This window comes from Flavobacterium sp. 270 (genome assembly GCF_004368785.1).
Taxonomy (GTDB): Bacteria; Bacteroidota; Bacteroidia; order Flavobacteriales; family Flavobacteriaceae; genus Flavobacterium.
The window spans coordinates 826,645-840,568 of the sequence record NZ_SODM01000002.1 but is presented as its reverse complement, the minus strand read 5'-3'; the positions used below and the strand labels follow the sequence as shown (position 1 = coordinate 840,568).

Here is a 13,924-nt window from a genome sequence, read left to right as displayed (position 1 = left end):
ACAATAAACATAAAAAAAAGCACCTAATGGTGCTTTTTGAAATCTTTGTCGCTATGTAACTCTGAACCTTTGTCCCTTTGAATTAACAAAATTCGTTGAAAGCATCTTGCAAGTTCTCAGCAATTAATTCTGCTGGACGACCTTCGATGTGGTGACGCTCTAACATGTGAACCAATTCTCCGTTTTTGAACAAAGCCATAGATGGCGATGATGGAGGAAAAGGAAACATATGTTGTCTTGCAGCATCAACTGCTTCTTTGTCAACACCTGCGAAAACTGTAATTAAGTGATCTGGTTTTTTAGCTCCTTCTAAACTCATTTTTGCTCCCGGACGTGCGTTTCTTGCAGCACAACCACAAACAGAGTTTACAACAACCAAAGTGGTACCTTCAGCTTTGATAGCATTATCTACAGCGTCAGCACTATGTAAATCTTGAAAACCTGCAGCTGTAAGTTCAGCCTGCATTGGTTTTACCATTTCTTCTGGATACATATTTTTATCTTTTAAATTTTACTTTTGATCTGCAAAGTTACAAAGTTTACAAGCAAGAAGTTAATTTGAGCTATAAAGTTTTGTTATAGTTTGATTGTTATTTACTAAACTTCTTTTGATAAGCATGAGTTTAATAATTGTATTATCTTCATTCCTTTCGGTTTTTCTTGTTTAAGACACTCTAAATAGCCACTTTTACCTTATCTGGAAATTGGTAATTGTACTGCTTCAAATAACTTTTTTTAGTTATAAATTGTTGTTTCGTTTTTAAAATTGTCGTTTTTCTTTTTTCCGGAATTTCAATAGTTGAAAGATAACTCGACAAATATTTTTTAAGCAATTGCATATTATCTACCTCAACAGAGTAAATTGCTTTCTTCCCCTCGTTTTTAACAGTTACAAGACTTGCTTTTTTCAATTCTAGTAGATGTTTGGATATTGTTGATTGTGCCAGCGGAATTAAGTCAACAATTTCGCCACAAGTTCTATTGTCTTTTTTCCACAAAAGTGTCATGATCTGAATTCTTGTAGGATGTCCGAGTGCTTTGCAGATTGTTCCAATTGCATTTGTTTCCGTATCAAAATCTAAGCGTTTGCTAATTCCCATAATCAATGTCGTTTTTCGAATTGCAAATTTAGACAGACACACAACTTACGAATCACCTTTAGAAGTCTCAAAAAAACAACAATAAGACATTTTTATTCATACGAAATCGTTATTGTCAAAGGGATGAACGATTTTTGACGATAAAGATTTTAAATCTGAAATAGTAAAAGGAAAATCAAATTTTGAGAAACAAAGCCAATTAAACTAAAACTCTAAACAAAGCCTTAATAAAAGGTATTTTAGGACATTTTAAAATCACTTTAAAATCCTCGATCAAAGTAGTTTCTTCATCCAGAAATTTAAAAATCAATTTCGGATTTCCTTTTTTGAATAAAGATGAAAATATAGAACTTCCCAATTCATTGTGACGATACAGAATATCCAAAAGCAATAAATCGTAAAACCAAAATCTGGATTTTTTATGAAACGCTGTCATTCTGAGCGAAGTCGAAGAATTATTTTGAAGAAATTTCACCAATTCTGAAGACTTTTTATCCGAGTTTTTAAACGTATAACCCGTACTCGCTTTTGTCCATCCGCCAGCTGTACCAATATTGAGAACTCGTTTTGTATTTCTTTTCCAAAACGGAAAACAAGTCATTGGGATGCTTCCCTGCTCCTTTTCCAGAATTTGATACTCTTTTACGCCTAAATTCTTTAAGTAGTTTTGAATTTCGTTTTCATATTCCTCTTTCGGAAGCAATTTTTCAGAAAACAAAGTATATTCAACCAAAGCTTCTGTTTTTGAAGTTGGTAAAACGTATATAAAACGTGTATTTCCTTTTTGTTCTACCGAAAAATCCATAAAAGTTGCCTGTTCCGGATTGAAAATTTCAACTTCACTTTCTACAAACCAACCAATAAAATGCTGTTGCAAAACCGGATACTTCATCTGACTTTCGGCGAAAGCCTTGGTATAAATGCTGTTGAATAAATAATTGCAAGTATATCGGTTCTCTTCTGTTCCGACATAAACATGGGTTTCGAGTTCGTTAATGTCTGTTACTTTCTCATTTAAAAAAGTAATATTGGACTGTTTTGAAATTTCATTCAAAACAAAATTATAAAAGTCTAATCCTCGAATTTGATTGTATTGATAAGGCTTTAAAGCCAAATTGCGATTAAAGTTTTCATTCGCAAATAAAGCAAAATCCCATTTTTTTGAAACAATCGAATTCCAAACCATTTCGTTTTTATCCCAAAAACACCAAGTTCTATCGTTGGTTTTTTTTGAATTTTCATCTAAAAGCAAAATCGATTTATCTGCGAATTTTCCGGACTGAACCATTTTGTAAACGGTCATCAAAGCCGACAAACCTGTTCCGGTAAAAATGTAATCAAAATGTGGAATTTGTGAGGATTGCATTTTCAAAAATAAGCAATTTTATTCTTTCAGTTTTTCTAAAAGCAGTTTAAAATCTTTTGGATTTAAGTAATTATTGTATTGAAGAATGATTTCGTTTTTCTCATTCAAGACACACAAAACCGGATAAACGATTTGATTGTTTATCGTTCCTAATTGAATCGCCAATTCATGAACGCCAACATTATTTCCAGAAGGCTGATATTTAAAAACCCGATTATTAAACGAAATATCTCGTTTTTCTTCAGCATTAAAATTAATAAAATAGAAATCTGAATTTAGCTTTTGAATGATTTCCAGATTCTTAAAAGTGCTGTTTTTCATTTGTTTACAATACACACACCAATCGGTATGTATAAAAATAACCGTTTTTCTTTTTTGAATTTGCTGTAAACTATCAATCGCCTCAAACGGAATACTTTTGAGCTGGCAAAATCCTGTTGAAGATATTCCGAGAAAGAAAATAAGTAGAAATAGCTTTTTCATTTTTGGTTGTTTTTTGCCACAGATTAAAAGGATTAAAATGATTTTTTATCTTCTTATACTTAAGTAGTCAATGTCAGGCTGAGCGTAGTCGAAGTCCACGTCACGTTTACAAGCCTCGGGCTTCGACTACGCTCAGCCTGACAAATGCAAAAAATCCTTTTAATCTGTAAAATCTGTGGCTTTAAATATTCACACAGAATTAATTAGTGGAAATTAGTGTAATTCGTGGCAAAAAATATCATCTCAAATTATACCGCAATCCCAAAAAACCACGAATGGTTTGGTTTTGCCCGTAAACATAAGTCGTATCAAAAGTCAATCCGTATGGATTATCCGATGTTACCAAAACTTTTCCGGCCGAATCGTATTGCACATTTTTATCAAAAGGATCATTTGTTCTCGAAATCAAAAACGGATTATTTTGTTTTGGAGTAAAGTTCAGCAGGTTTTTAATTCCACCATAAATTTCAAAATCTTTCCAGCCTGAATAGGTAAACTGAATATTCTGAATACTATACCAAGGCGATTTCGGGCTTCTCGGATCATTTTCACTCAACAAAGGCAACTTCATCGGACTGTAAACATTTCCCGTATAATCTATTGACAAATTCCAAGGTTGTATTTTGTACGAAATGCTCCAGGTTCCTGTAAACTTTTCTGTTAGAAACGGCGTTTCAGAAATTCCGTCTTGTACATTTTTGTTGTCCAGCACTGTCGCGCCGAGAATAAATTTTAAACCTGAATTCAAATTAAGGTCAATATTGGTGCTGATTCCCTGACTTAGCGCATAACCGTTTATGTTGTCATAAATGATTTTATTAGGATCGGTTTCATAATCGGAAATAATTTTATTGCTGAATCTGGTGTAAAAAGCCGTAGTTTCAATTCCCATAAAAGTGCCGTTATCAAAATTTATTTTCTGAATATAATTCAGATTGACGTTCACCGATTTTTCAGGTTTTAAATTATTGGCAATCACAACATCTCGCGAACCTGTAAGCGCGGCGTGATCTTCTGTAAATAAATTTACAACACGAAATCCAGTTCCGGCATTTAACCTGAAAATGGTGTTTTCACTTGCCTTCAATCGATACGCAAATCTTGGAGTCAAAATCGAACCGTGAATCGAGTTATAATCGTAACGCATTCCCAACAAAACTTGACTTTTGGGCGACAACGTAATTTCATCCTGAACAAAGATTCCGGGAAGCCACGTACTTTCAGGTTCTTTTGTTGCCGTTGTATTATCGTCATAATACGTGTATCGGCTGGCAATTCCGGCAAGAAGATCATTTCTTCCCAGCTTTTTATCCCACGTTAATTGCAGAAAACCAATTTTCTGATTCGCGATATACGACGTTGTTCCGTAACGGCTGTCCTGATAATGTACATTTCCGGAGAACGAAAGCATCAGTTTTTCCTCAAAAGGCAATTGATAACTTCCGATTAATTCTCCTCTTTTGGTATAAATACTTTCGCCGTAAATTTCGTCGCCTCCGCGAAAGCGCTTTTCCCAACGCACATCTCCGCCCCAGCGATCCTCGTACATTCCGCGCGCTGCGATCGTAAAAAGGCGATTTTCTTTTCGCTGAAAACTCCATTTATTAAAAATCGAAATTCTTTCAGAAAGCGTAACATCCGTAAAATTATCGTGGTCTTTGTCAATCACCTGATCGTAATTAAAGTAATTAACGCCCAAAAGTGTAGTTGCTTTTTTTCCCACTTTAAACTTCATTCCCAAATCAAGATTACTTTCAAAATAAGAGGTTGTAAAATAATCAGCAGAAAAAACAGGCGCATTGGTTGGATTTTTAGTGATAATGTTGATTAAACCTCCAACCGCTTCACTTCCGTACAAAGACGAAGCCGGACCTTTTACAATCTCGATCCTTTCGACAAGCGAATTCGGAATTCCCGACAATCCATAAACTGTCGAAAGACTGCTCACAATTGGCATTCCATCAATCAAAACCAAAGTATACGGGCCTTCGAGTCCGTTTATGTGAATATCGCCCGTATTGCAAACCCCACAATTAAGTTGAGGCCGAACGCCATTTATATTTTGAAGCGCATCGTAAATACTTGCCGTTGGGTTTTTCTTAAAGAAAGTCGGCGAATAAACCTCAACGGGAACAGCACTTTCTAAACGTTTTACGGGTTTTAAAGTTCCTGAAACCACGACTTCGTTTAACTCGTTGTTGTCTTCTTTTAATTCAAAATCGAGAATTAGATTTTCATTTTCTAAAAGGGATATTTTTTGGGTTTGAGATTTGAAACCATTCGCAGTTACTTGAATTTTATAGTTTCCTTGTGGAATATTTTCTAGTTTGTAGTTTCCCAAACTATCCGTTTGAGTTTTAAAATCGGTATTGATCAATTTGATATTAATCTCAATTGAAGGATTTTCACAAGTCACTTTTCCAGAAATGGTTTGCGAATAGGTGGCTTTCGCCGAAATTAAGAATAATATCGAAAATAAATATTTCATTGTTGTAAAATTAATTTTAGACAAATCTAAAAATTAAATTCGACAAATAATGTTTCTAATGCTAAAAAGTTTAAAATGAATAATTAAACCATATAAGTTATATAAGAAAATGTAAGTTTAGTTTAAATGAACTTATATAACTTATATGGTTTAAAATTACGCAAAACTTTCGTCAATCAATGTTTTGTTGATACTTGCTCCCGCGAAAGAACCGGAAGAAACCGCCATTGCTACAGATCTTGCCTGAATAGAATTGTCTCCGCTGGCATAAATTCCATCAATGTTTGTTTTCTGCATCATATCTACTTTTATCAAACCTGTTTCTGTCAATTCGCAACCTAAAGCTTCCGGTAGTGGGCAATGTTGCTCAAAAGGAAGTCTTGCATAAATGGCTTTCACTTCAATTTTTGATTTGTTTTTGAAAATGATGTTTTGAATTTTTCCATTTTCATGAAAGAAAGAATCAATTTCATCTCCAACAATTTCGATATTATGCTTTTGAAGGATTTTAGTTTGTTCTGAAGTTAAAGTTGATTTTTCGTTGGTAACTAATTTCAACTCTTTTGTCCAGTTTGAAATCATTTTTACAAATTCAAACCCGATTTCCCCATTGGCAATAATAGCGGTTTTCTCAGCTTTCACTTCATAACCGTGACAGTACGGACAATGCAAAACCGAAATTCCCCAACATTCTGCAAACCCAGGAATATTCGGAATTAAATCTCTAACTCCGGTTGCGAACAATATTTTTTTCGCAGTAAATAAAAATCTCGATTCAGTATTTACTTCAAAACCTGATTCTGTTTTGATTGCACTTATTGCAAGTCCATTATAAAACTGAACAGTATCGTATAAATCAACTTGTATTTTGGCTTTCGCCGAAATTACAGCCGGAACTTCACCGTCGTGTGTGATGAAATTATGAGAATGAGGTGTTTGTCTGTTGCAAGGCAATCCGCTGTCTATAACCAAAACCTGACGCAAAGAACGTCCTAAACTCATCGCGGCGGATAATCCGCTGTAACTTCCTCCAATAATTATTACTTCAAAATGTTTCTGATCTTTCATAGCATTATTTTTTATGTGATTCGTAGTTTAAAAAGTGACCGATTATCATTCCGATGCCTCCAATAAAAATCAAATCAAGATGAATGTCCAGAAATATTTCTGTTAAAACGCTAATCCAAATTAGCGCCATTGAAACTGTAAGCAAAACAGCTACTATTAGAGTTGAATTTTTGACTATTTTTACAATTGCAAATAATCCAATTGTGGCAAATATTAAATCAATAAAATGATTGTGAATTAACCCGATTGGCAAAATTGTAAGCAGTGGAAAAATGAGACAATGTACCAAGCAAATTGATGCACTCGAAATTCCTAAAATATCGTAAAGACGTGTCGTAGTTTTCTTCATTTCTTGTATATTTGCTTAACGCAATTTTGTTGCAAATATACAGAGATTTTATAAATTGCAACTATGTTGCGATAATATTTTTTTATACATTATCATGAAAACGACAAGAAACACCACAGCAAAGATGGCCGTTACGCAGATTCTTAAGGAATCTAAAACTGCGCTTTCTCATAGCGAAATTTATAAACTTACTCAGGACTTATGTGATCGCGTTACCATTTATAGAATACTTGATCGTTTAGTAAATGATGATATAGTACATAAAATTGTTGATCTTGACGGAACAGTAAAATATGCAAAATGCCATCATTCACATCCGGTTCATATACATAATCACGCCCATTTTAGCTGTGAAAATTGTCATGAAATTACCTGTCTTGAAAATGTAAAACCGAGTTATATTTTACCTCATAATTATAAAGTAAATGATATCAATTTTACGCTTTCCGGATTATGTCCGAAATGTTTAAATTCTAACATTTAACTTTTAGACTTGTCTAAAAATATTGTTGAGCGAATATAATTTTTCTTTATATTTGGTAAATCAATATTTTAAGAATGTCCAAATCATTAGAAGAAGTTCACGAATCTGTTTCTACAGAACATAAAAAAACAGGATTTAGAAAAATTTTAGCCTTTTTAGGCCCAGCATATTTAGTAAGCGTTGGCTATATGGATCCCGGAAACTGGGCAACCGATATTGCCGGCGGAAGTCAGTTTGGTTATACGCTGGTTTGGGTTTTGCTAATGAGTAATCTTATGGCGTTGCTACTTCAAAGCTTAAGTGCGCGCCTCGGAATTGTTACGCAGCGCGATCTTGCGCAGGCGTCTCGAGAAACCTATTCCAAATACATTAACTACATTTTATACTTTTTGGCTGAAATTGCTATTGCAGCCTGTGATCTAGCCGAAGTTCTCGGAATGGCAATTGGTATTAATCTCTTATTTGGGATTCCGCTTCTCGAAGCGGTTCTAATTACCGTTCTAGATACCTTTTTATTACTTTTCCTAATTAATAAAGGAATTCGTAAAATGGAAGCTTTCATTATTGCTTTGGTCGCGATTATTGGCTTTTCTTTTATTTTCGAAATGATTTTTGCCGAGCCAGAAATGCATAAGGTTCTGGAAGGGCTTATTCCGTCAATTCCAAACTCTGCTGCTTTGTATATCGCAATCGGAATTATTGGTGCAACGGTTATGCCTCACAATCTTTACTTACACTCCTCTTTGGTGCAGACCAGAAAATTTGACAGAACTCCAGCCGGAATCAAACAGGCTTTAAAATATAATTTCATCGATTCTACAATTGCATTAAATCTTGCTTTTTTTGTAAATGCTGCCATTTTGATTCTTGCCGCGGCGACTTTCCACAGAAATGGAATGTTTGAAGTTGCCGAAATACAGGATGCACATAAATTTCTGGAACCTCTTTTAGGAACCAAATGGGCACCAACTTTATTTGCCGTTGCCTTAATTGCGGCGGGGCAAAGTTCTACTGTTACCGGAACATTAGCAGGACAAATCGTAATGGAAGGTTATTTGCATTTTAGAATTCAGCCTTGGGTGCGTAGAATTATAACACGCCTTATTGCGATCATACCAGCCGTAATCGTGATTTTAATTTATGGTGAAGGTGTAACAGGAAAATTATTAATTCTAAGTCAGGTAATTTTGAGTTTGCAATTGGGTTTTGCGATTATTCCGCTGATTCATTTTGTGAGCGACAAATCGAAGATGAATGGTTTTCATATTTCTAAAACTACGCAGGTTGTTTCCTGGATTATTGCAGCGATAATTGTTTCGCTAAATGCGAAATTGGTTTATGATGAAATTACCTCTTGGCTTGAAAATTCTAGTCATCCGATAGTTTTATGGTTAACGGTTGTTCCGCTGGCTTTTGGCTTTTTAGGTTTGCTTCTTTATATTGTATTTAAACCGTTTATTACAAAAGCGAAAGTGATTGTAAATCATTCTCCGCACAACTTAAAGCTGAAGTTTACGCCAAAAGAAAGTCAAAGCGTAAAAAACATTGCGATTTCGGTCGATTTCTCGAATGCTGATGAAGCAGCATTAAACAGAGCTTTTGAATTGGGAGGAATTGAAGCAAAATATACTTTAATACATATTGTTGAAACGGTCGGCGCGCTGATGTACGGCGTTCATGTACACGATCACGAAACCACAATCGACGAAAAGCTTTTACTCGAATATAAAGAAATGCTGACGGAGAAAGGTTTCAAGATAGAAACAGAACTCGGTTTCGGAAAACCAAACACCATAATTCCGAAAATCATTAATGAAGGTAATTTTGATATTCTAGTTATGGGAACTCACGGCCACACTGGTTTAAAAGATATTATTTTTGGAACAACAGTCGATAAATTGAGACATAAAATTTCTATACCTTTGTTGATTGTTAAATAAAAGCTACTAAGTGGCTAAGGTGCTAAGCTTCTAAGGTTTTCTAATCTTTACGCTTTAAAAACTTAGAACCTTAGCAGCTCAGAACCTTAGAATCTTAAAAAGAAATGACTTTCTCAGAAGAAAACTACTTAAAAGCGATCTATCATCTTACTGCTTCTCTGGAAACAGAAGTAAGTACAAATTCTATTGCCGAAATGATGGAGACAAAAGCTTCATCGGTTACGGATATGTTGAAAAAATTGGCTGATAAAGACTTAGTTAACTATAAAAAATACCAAGGGGTATCTCTAACGGAAAACGGAAAACTGGCTGCAAAGATGATTGTTAGAAAACATCGTTTGTGGGAAGTTTTTTTGGTGGAGAAACTAAATTTCAGCTGGGATGAGGTTCACGATATTGCAGAACAATTGGAGCACATTAAATCGGAACAACTGATTAATCGTTTGGATGATTTTCTTGGAAATCCGACTGAAGATCCACACGGAGATCCGATTCCGGATGCAAACGGACGTATTGTTAAGATTGAAAAACAATTACTTTCTGAATTGAATGAAAATCAGATTGGTGTTTGCGTGGGCGTAAAAGATACTTCTTCGGAGTTTTTGAAATATCTGGACAAACAGGAAATTGCTTTGGGTTCTAAAATCGAATTTCTTTCTAAAGAATCTTTCGATTTATCGGTAAAAATAAAAGTAGATGGAAGAGAATTGTCTATTTCTAATAAAATTGCTTCTAATTTGTTTGTGAAGCTAGTTTAATTACTTATGAATTCTATTCTGTTTTATATCCTTCTTCAAATTCCTCTTTTGTGGATTATTATGAAACAAGATCAATTACATAAGCCATTTTTGTTTCTAAAGTTTTTATCCATTTCATTAATTCTAATGCTTGCAGGAATTCTCTTTTTATATAAAAAGAATTCTCCAGCTCAAGAATTAAGCTATTTTGGTTCTCAAACTTCTTTTATATTTTTGATTTTATATAGAATCATCAGAGATGTTTATTACCCAATTTTTCTAAGAGAACCTGAATTTTCAAAAAAACCAAAACATCGAATAGACATTATTCCCACTGTCATTGTTTTTGCAGGAACAATTGCCCTTCCATTTGTTTTTGATACTTATGTAACTCAAGTGTTTTTAAAATAAATTAAACTATTCCCTTTTCAATCATTTCCAACATCACCGGCGAAGCATTTTTAAATGTTGGCGGTTGTTCGATAATACTTCCTGCATTTTTCTTATTTACTTTGAATGTCACATCATTATCTGTTGTAAACAAAAGTGCCGTTAAAAATGGGTTTTTAATATAAGTTCCTAAAACCAATAAAGCTTCGTCTAAAGTGTGAATGCTTTCGATTTCTTCGGTTTTATATCTTGTTGTTAGTGAAATAGAATAGGTATCATCTTCATTCAAAACCAATCTGAAATAGATGTTTTTGATTTCGGTATCGCCCATGGTTTTGGCCAAAGTCAATTTTGCGAAAGTTCCGGCTTGGATGCTTTCTTTAACTCGTTCACAAAAAAGGGCAAATATTGGTTCGTACATTTTTTTTAAGTTGGTAAGGTTCTGAGATGCTAAGGTTCTAAGTTTTTAAATCCTTTGCTTATTAATTATTTAACCGCAAAGTTCGCAAAGATTTACGCAAAGACACAAAGAAATTAAAAAAAACTTAGCGTCCCTTGCATAATGTCTTGCGAACTTTGTGGTTAAGAAAAATTTATTTTCCTGTAAACTCCGCTTTACGTTTTTCTAAAAATGCTGTAGTTCCTTCTTTAAAATCCTGAGTTCCGAAACATTTTCCGAATGATTTTATTTCGGTATCAAAACCATTTTTACCATCTGTAAAGTTGGCATTTATAGATTTTATTGCTCTGCTAATCGCGAAAGGAGCATTTTTAATAATTTTTTGAGCAAGTACTTTTGTAAAAGATAATAGTTCTGTTTGCGCTACTACATGGTTTACCAAACCGTATTGTTTTGCATCTTCAGCAGAAATCATTCCGGCTGTCATGATCATTTCCATTGCACGGCCTTTACCTACTAATTGTGGTAAACGCTGCGTTCCTCCGTAACCTGGAATCAAACCTAAACTTACTTCTGGAAGTCCCATTTTTGCATTATCTGATGCTACTCTAAAATGACAAGCCATCGCTAATTCTAATCCCCCTCCAAGCGCAAAACCATTCACGGCAGCAATAACGGGTTTCTTTAAATTTTCGATATAATCAAATAATGATTCCTGACCTTCGGCTGCTAATTGAGCACCTTCAACAATCGTGTAATTCGCAAATTCTGCAATATCAGCTCCGGCTACAAATGCCTTTTCTCCCATTCCAGTCAATATAATTACGCGAACGTCGTTGTTCTTGCCTAATATTTTTATCGCTTTATTTAAATCGCTGATCGTTGCTTTGTTTAAAGCATTCAGTTTTGTTGGGCGGTTTATGGTAACAACCGCAATATTTTCTTCAATAGAAATTAAAAGGTTTTCGTAATTCATGACGGTTCTTTTAGGAGTTTGTGATAGGCAAAGAAACTATAAATGTAGTTCCTTTTCCGTAAGTTGACTCAAAGGTAATTGTTCCTTTGTAATTTTCGATGATGTTTTTAATAATTCCTAAACCAAGTCCCATTCCGCTGGTTTTGGTGGTGAATTTAGGTTCAAAAATTCTGCCGGTATCCATTTTCTGAATTCCGATTCCGTTATCTTTTACTGCAATTTCAACATTATTGTTTCTTCGCATTACAGTAACTAAAATCGATTTATTAAACTGGCTTTCGGGAATTGCCTGAGTCGCATTTTTAACCAAATTGGTAATGACACGAATCAATTGCGTTCGGTCCATTTTTGAAATAATCTCCGCTTCAGGACTTTCAAAAACAATATATTCTTCATTAAAGATATCCAGCGCTAATTCTACAACCTCAACAACATTCAAGGTTTCGTTTTGCTGTGCCGGCATCGAAGCAAAATTTGAAAACGCAGAAGCTACAGCGGTCATGGTATCAATCTGCTGAATTAAAGTTTCTGAGTAATCATTCATTTTTTGCTTTACTTCTGGATCTGTGGGATCAAACTTTCGCTGAAAACTCTGCACCGTTAAACGCATCGGCGTAAGCGGATTTTTAATTTCGTGTGCTACTTGTTTTGCCATTTCGCGCCAAGCTTCTTCTCTTTCACTTTGTGCTAATTTTATGGCACTCGTTTCCAGTTTATCTACCATTCCGTTGTAAGCTTTAATCAAGAAATTAACTTCTTTACTATTGGCTTCCAAAACGATTTTTTCGTTTTTCTGATCCAGATTGGTTTCTTCTAAACGATCAGAAATAGTTTTAAGCGATTTTGTAATATATGTAGAAAGAAAATATGCTAATGCAAAAGCCACAATCAACATAAAAGAATACACTTGGCTTAAACGAATCAGGAAAGTATTTAATTCATTGTCATAATAACCATCGTCTTCTAAATATGGAAGATTTAAAACGCCAAGGGGTTTAAACTTTTCGTCTTTTATTAAACTATACGAAGATCTGTTCTTAACGCCGTCGATAGTTTTAATATCTACAAATCGTTTTTCTATAGAAGAACGAACCAATTTTAGAATAAATGCCGGAATTGGCGGCGGTGCTTTATCTACAGCAAAAGATTCTTTTGAGGATTTTAATAATTTTCCGTCAAGGCTGTAAATGTTGATTTCGATTTTATGAATCTGTGCTAATTCGTGGATTTTATCTTTGAAGATTAAATCTAAATTTGCGGTTTTCAGCGGATATGTTGTAGTTGAAAGTACATAATTGATATGTTCTTTTACCGCATTTTCTTTTCGCTCTAAACGTTCCTGATGATATTCTTTGGCTTCGGTTTTAAATTGAATAATAGAAATCGAAGCCAATAAAAAAGATGCCACAACAATCAATACAATCATCGACAGGAAAATCCTGGTACGTAATGAAAGCATCGACATTTTGAAGTTTAGCATAATTTTTTGTTTTATTTGTTTCAGGTTTCAGGTTAACGCTGCGTATGACAACTTGAAACTTGAAACCTGAAATTAAAAAACTATTTCTTTTCTCTAATTCTCTTGTAAAAACGGAATCCCAGCATAATTAAAATCGAGAATAAAAAGATTCCTACTACACCGTAAATCCAGTTGATTGCATTTTTTAAAACTACTAAAAATACAACAGCAAATAAAATAATAGTTGCACCTTCATTCCATAAACGCATGAAGTTGTTGGTATATTTTACTTCATCATTTTGCAATTGTTTGAAAATCTGATGGCATTTTCCGTGGTATAAATATAAAAGGAAAACGAAACATAATTTTACGTGCATCCAGGGCATTTTGAGCCAGGCATTTCCTAAATCTGTAAAAAGCAACATCCAAAAAGCAAAAATACTCGCCAAAACTGCCGACGGCCAAGTAATAATATACCACAAACGGTACGTCATAATTTTGTATTGCGCTTGCAGAATTTCCTTTTCAGGAGAAGGTTTTTCGTTGGCTTCGATTTGATAAACGAATAAACGAACAATATAAAATAATCCTGCAAACCAAGTGATTACAAAAATTAAGTGCAGTGATTTTAAGTAGTTATAGTATTCCATTATTATTTGTTTCAAGTTTCAGATTTCAGGTTTC

Annotated in this window: 15 protein-coding genes; 4 read left to right on the top strand and 11 right to left on the bottom strand. The window is 34.2% G+C overall.

The window, feature by feature from the left end:
* Nucleotides 1–82 precede the first annotated feature (82 nt).
* From EV144_RS10955 to EV144_RS10925, 7 genes are all read right to left on the bottom strand, one after another.
* On the bottom strand, nucleotides 83–493 hold the full coding sequence (locus tag EV144_RS10955; protein ID WP_026982321.1) for a BrxA/BrxB family bacilliredoxin: 411 nt from the start codon (nucleotides 491–493) through the stop codon (nucleotides 83–85).
* 181 nt (nucleotides 494–674) lie between these two features.
* A complete protein-coding gene (locus EV144_RS10950) occupies nucleotides 675–1,100 on the bottom strand; it encodes an ArsR/SmtB family transcription factor (RefSeq protein WP_134148754.1) in 426 nt (141 codons plus the stop codon).
* 199 nt (nucleotides 1,101–1,299) lie between these two features.
* Nucleotides 1,300–2,466, bottom strand: a complete 1,167-nt coding sequence (locus EV144_RS10945) for a lycopene cyclase family protein (protein ID WP_134148752.1) — start codon at nucleotides 2,464–2,466, stop codon at nucleotides 1,300–1,302.
* An 18-nt stretch (nucleotides 2,467–2,484) separates the two neighbouring features.
* Nucleotides 2,485–2,949, bottom strand: a complete 465-nt coding sequence (locus EV144_RS10940; RefSeq protein WP_134148750.1) for a thioredoxin family protein — start codon at nucleotides 2,947–2,949, stop codon at nucleotides 2,485–2,487.
* A gap of 238 nt (nucleotides 2,950–3,187) precedes the next feature.
* Nucleotides 3,188–5,437 carry a TonB-dependent receptor gene (locus EV144_RS10935; protein WP_134148748.1) on the bottom strand — a complete coding sequence of 750 codons (2,250 nt, stop codon included), beginning with the start codon at nucleotides 5,435–5,437 and terminating at the stop codon, nucleotides 3,188–3,190.
* A 156-nt stretch (nucleotides 5,438–5,593) separates the two neighbouring features.
* Complete coding sequence (locus EV144_RS10930) at nucleotides 5,594–6,505, bottom strand: NAD(P)/FAD-dependent oxidoreductase (protein ID WP_134148746.1); 912 nt, start codon at nucleotides 6,503–6,505, stop codon at nucleotides 5,594–5,596.
* Between the two features lie 4 nt (nucleotides 6,506–6,509).
* On the bottom strand, nucleotides 6,510–6,854 hold the full coding sequence (locus EV144_RS10925; RefSeq protein WP_134148744.1) for a MerC family mercury resistance protein: 345 nt from the start codon (nucleotides 6,852–6,854) through the stop codon (nucleotides 6,510–6,512).
* Between the two features lie 94 nt (nucleotides 6,855–6,948).
* On the opposite strand from EV144_RS10925, the gene EV144_RS10920 reads away from it, so the two are divergent.
* The 4 genes from EV144_RS10920 to EV144_RS10905 all read left to right on the top strand — a co-directional run bounded on the left by EV144_RS10920 (nucleotide 6,949) and on the right by EV144_RS10905 (nucleotide 10,426).
* Entirely contained in the window at nucleotides 6,949–7,338 is a 390-nt protein-coding gene (locus EV144_RS10920; RefSeq protein WP_134148742.1) for a Fur family transcriptional regulator, read from the top strand.
* Nucleotides 7,339–7,412: 74 nt separating this feature from the next.
* Nucleotides 7,413–9,278, top strand: coding sequence for an Nramp family divalent metal transporter (locus EV144_RS10915; RefSeq protein ID WP_134148740.1), 1,866 nt, complete (start codon nucleotides 7,413–7,415; stop codon nucleotides 9,276–9,278).
* Nucleotides 9,279–9,382: 104 nt separating this feature from the next.
* Nucleotides 9,383–10,036 (top strand): metal-dependent transcriptional regulator, encoded by a 654-nt coding sequence (locus EV144_RS10910; protein ID WP_134148738.1) that lies wholly within the window; start codon nucleotides 9,383–9,385, stop codon nucleotides 10,034–10,036.
* A gap of 60 nt (nucleotides 10,037–10,096) precedes the next feature.
* On the top strand, nucleotides 10,097–10,426 hold the full coding sequence (locus EV144_RS10905; RefSeq protein WP_134148736.1) for a hypothetical protein: 330 nt from the start codon (nucleotides 10,097–10,099) through the stop codon (nucleotides 10,424–10,426).
* A 1-nt stretch (nucleotide 10,427) separates the two neighbouring features.
* On the opposite strand, the gene EV144_RS10900 is transcribed toward EV144_RS10905, so the two are convergent.
* The 4 genes from EV144_RS10900 to EV144_RS10885 form a co-directional block, all read right to left on the bottom strand.
* On the bottom strand, nucleotides 10,428–10,826 hold the full coding sequence (locus tag EV144_RS10900) for a hypothetical protein (RefSeq protein ID WP_134148734.1): 399 nt from the start codon (nucleotides 10,824–10,826) through the stop codon (nucleotides 10,428–10,430).
* Between the two features lie 172 nt (nucleotides 10,827–10,998).
* A complete protein-coding gene (locus EV144_RS10895; RefSeq protein WP_134148732.1) occupies nucleotides 10,999–11,781 on the bottom strand; it encodes an enoyl-CoA hydratase/isomerase family protein in 783 nt (260 codons plus the stop codon).
* Between the two features lie 10 nt (nucleotides 11,782–11,791).
* Nucleotides 11,792–13,207: a sensor histidine kinase gene (locus tag EV144_RS10890; protein WP_134148941.1), complete on the bottom strand. Its 1,416-nt coding sequence runs from the start codon at nucleotides 13,205–13,207 to the stop codon at nucleotides 11,792–11,794.
* A gap of 134 nt (nucleotides 13,208–13,341) precedes the next feature.
* Complete coding sequence (locus EV144_RS10885; protein WP_134148730.1) at nucleotides 13,342–13,890, bottom strand: CopD family protein; 549 nt, start codon at nucleotides 13,888–13,890, stop codon at nucleotides 13,342–13,344.
* Nucleotides 13,891–13,924: the final 34 nt, after the last annotated feature.

What these genes read in the sequence shown, in the direction of transcription:
- EV144_RS10920 (WP_134148742.1), top strand. Translation starts at nt 6,949, where the DNA reads ATGAAAACGACAAGAAACACCACAGCAAAGATGGCCGTTACGCAGATT.
- EV144_RS10955 (WP_026982321.1), bottom strand. Translation starts at nt 493, where the DNA reads ATGTATCCAGAAGAAATGGTAAAACCAATGCAGGCTGAACTTACAGCT.
- EV144_RS10935 (WP_134148748.1), bottom strand. Translation starts at nt 5,437, where the DNA reads ATGAAATATTTATTTTCGATATTATTCTTAATTTCGGCGAAAGCCACC.
- EV144_RS10895 (WP_134148732.1), bottom strand. Translation starts at nt 11,781, where the DNA reads ATGAATTACGAAAACCTTTTAATTTCTATTGAAGAAAATATTGCGGTT.
- EV144_RS10900 (WP_134148734.1), bottom strand. Translation starts at nt 10,826, where the DNA reads ATGTACGAACCAATATTTGCCCTTTTTTGTGAACGAGTTAAAGAAAGC.
- EV144_RS10925 (WP_134148744.1), bottom strand. Translation starts at nt 6,854, where the DNA reads ATGAAGAAAACTACGACACGTCTTTACGATATTTTAGGAATTTCGAGT.
- EV144_RS10885 (WP_134148730.1), bottom strand. Translation starts at nt 13,890, where the DNA reads ATGGAATACTATAACTACTTAAAATCACTGCACTTAATTTTTGTAATC.
- EV144_RS10910 (WP_134148738.1), top strand. Translation starts at nt 9,383, where the DNA reads ATGACTTTCTCAGAAGAAAACTACTTAAAAGCGATCTATCATCTTACT.
- EV144_RS10890 (WP_134148941.1), bottom strand. Translation starts at nt 13,207, where the DNA reads ATGATTGTATTGATTGTTGTGGCATCTTTTTTATTGGCTTCGATTTCT.
- EV144_RS10945 (WP_134148752.1), bottom strand. Translation starts at nt 2,466, where the DNA reads ATGCAATCCTCACAAATTCCACATTTTGATTACATTTTTACCGGAACA.
- EV144_RS10915 (WP_134148740.1), top strand. Translation starts at nt 7,413, where the DNA reads ATGTCCAAATCATTAGAAGAAGTTCACGAATCTGTTTCTACAGAACAT.
- EV144_RS10930 (WP_134148746.1), bottom strand. Translation starts at nt 6,505, where the DNA reads ATGAAAGATCAGAAACATTTTGAAGTAATAATTATTGGAGGAAGTTAC.
- EV144_RS10905 (WP_134148736.1), top strand. Translation starts at nt 10,097, where the DNA reads ATGAAACAAGATCAATTACATAAGCCATTTTTGTTTCTAAAGTTTTTA.
- EV144_RS10950 (WP_134148754.1), bottom strand. Translation starts at nt 1,100, where the DNA reads ATGGGAATTAGCAAACGCTTAGATTTTGATACGGAAACAAATGCAATT.
- EV144_RS10940 (WP_134148750.1), bottom strand. Translation starts at nt 2,949, where the DNA reads ATGAAAAAGCTATTTCTACTTATTTTCTTTCTCGGAATATCTTCAACA.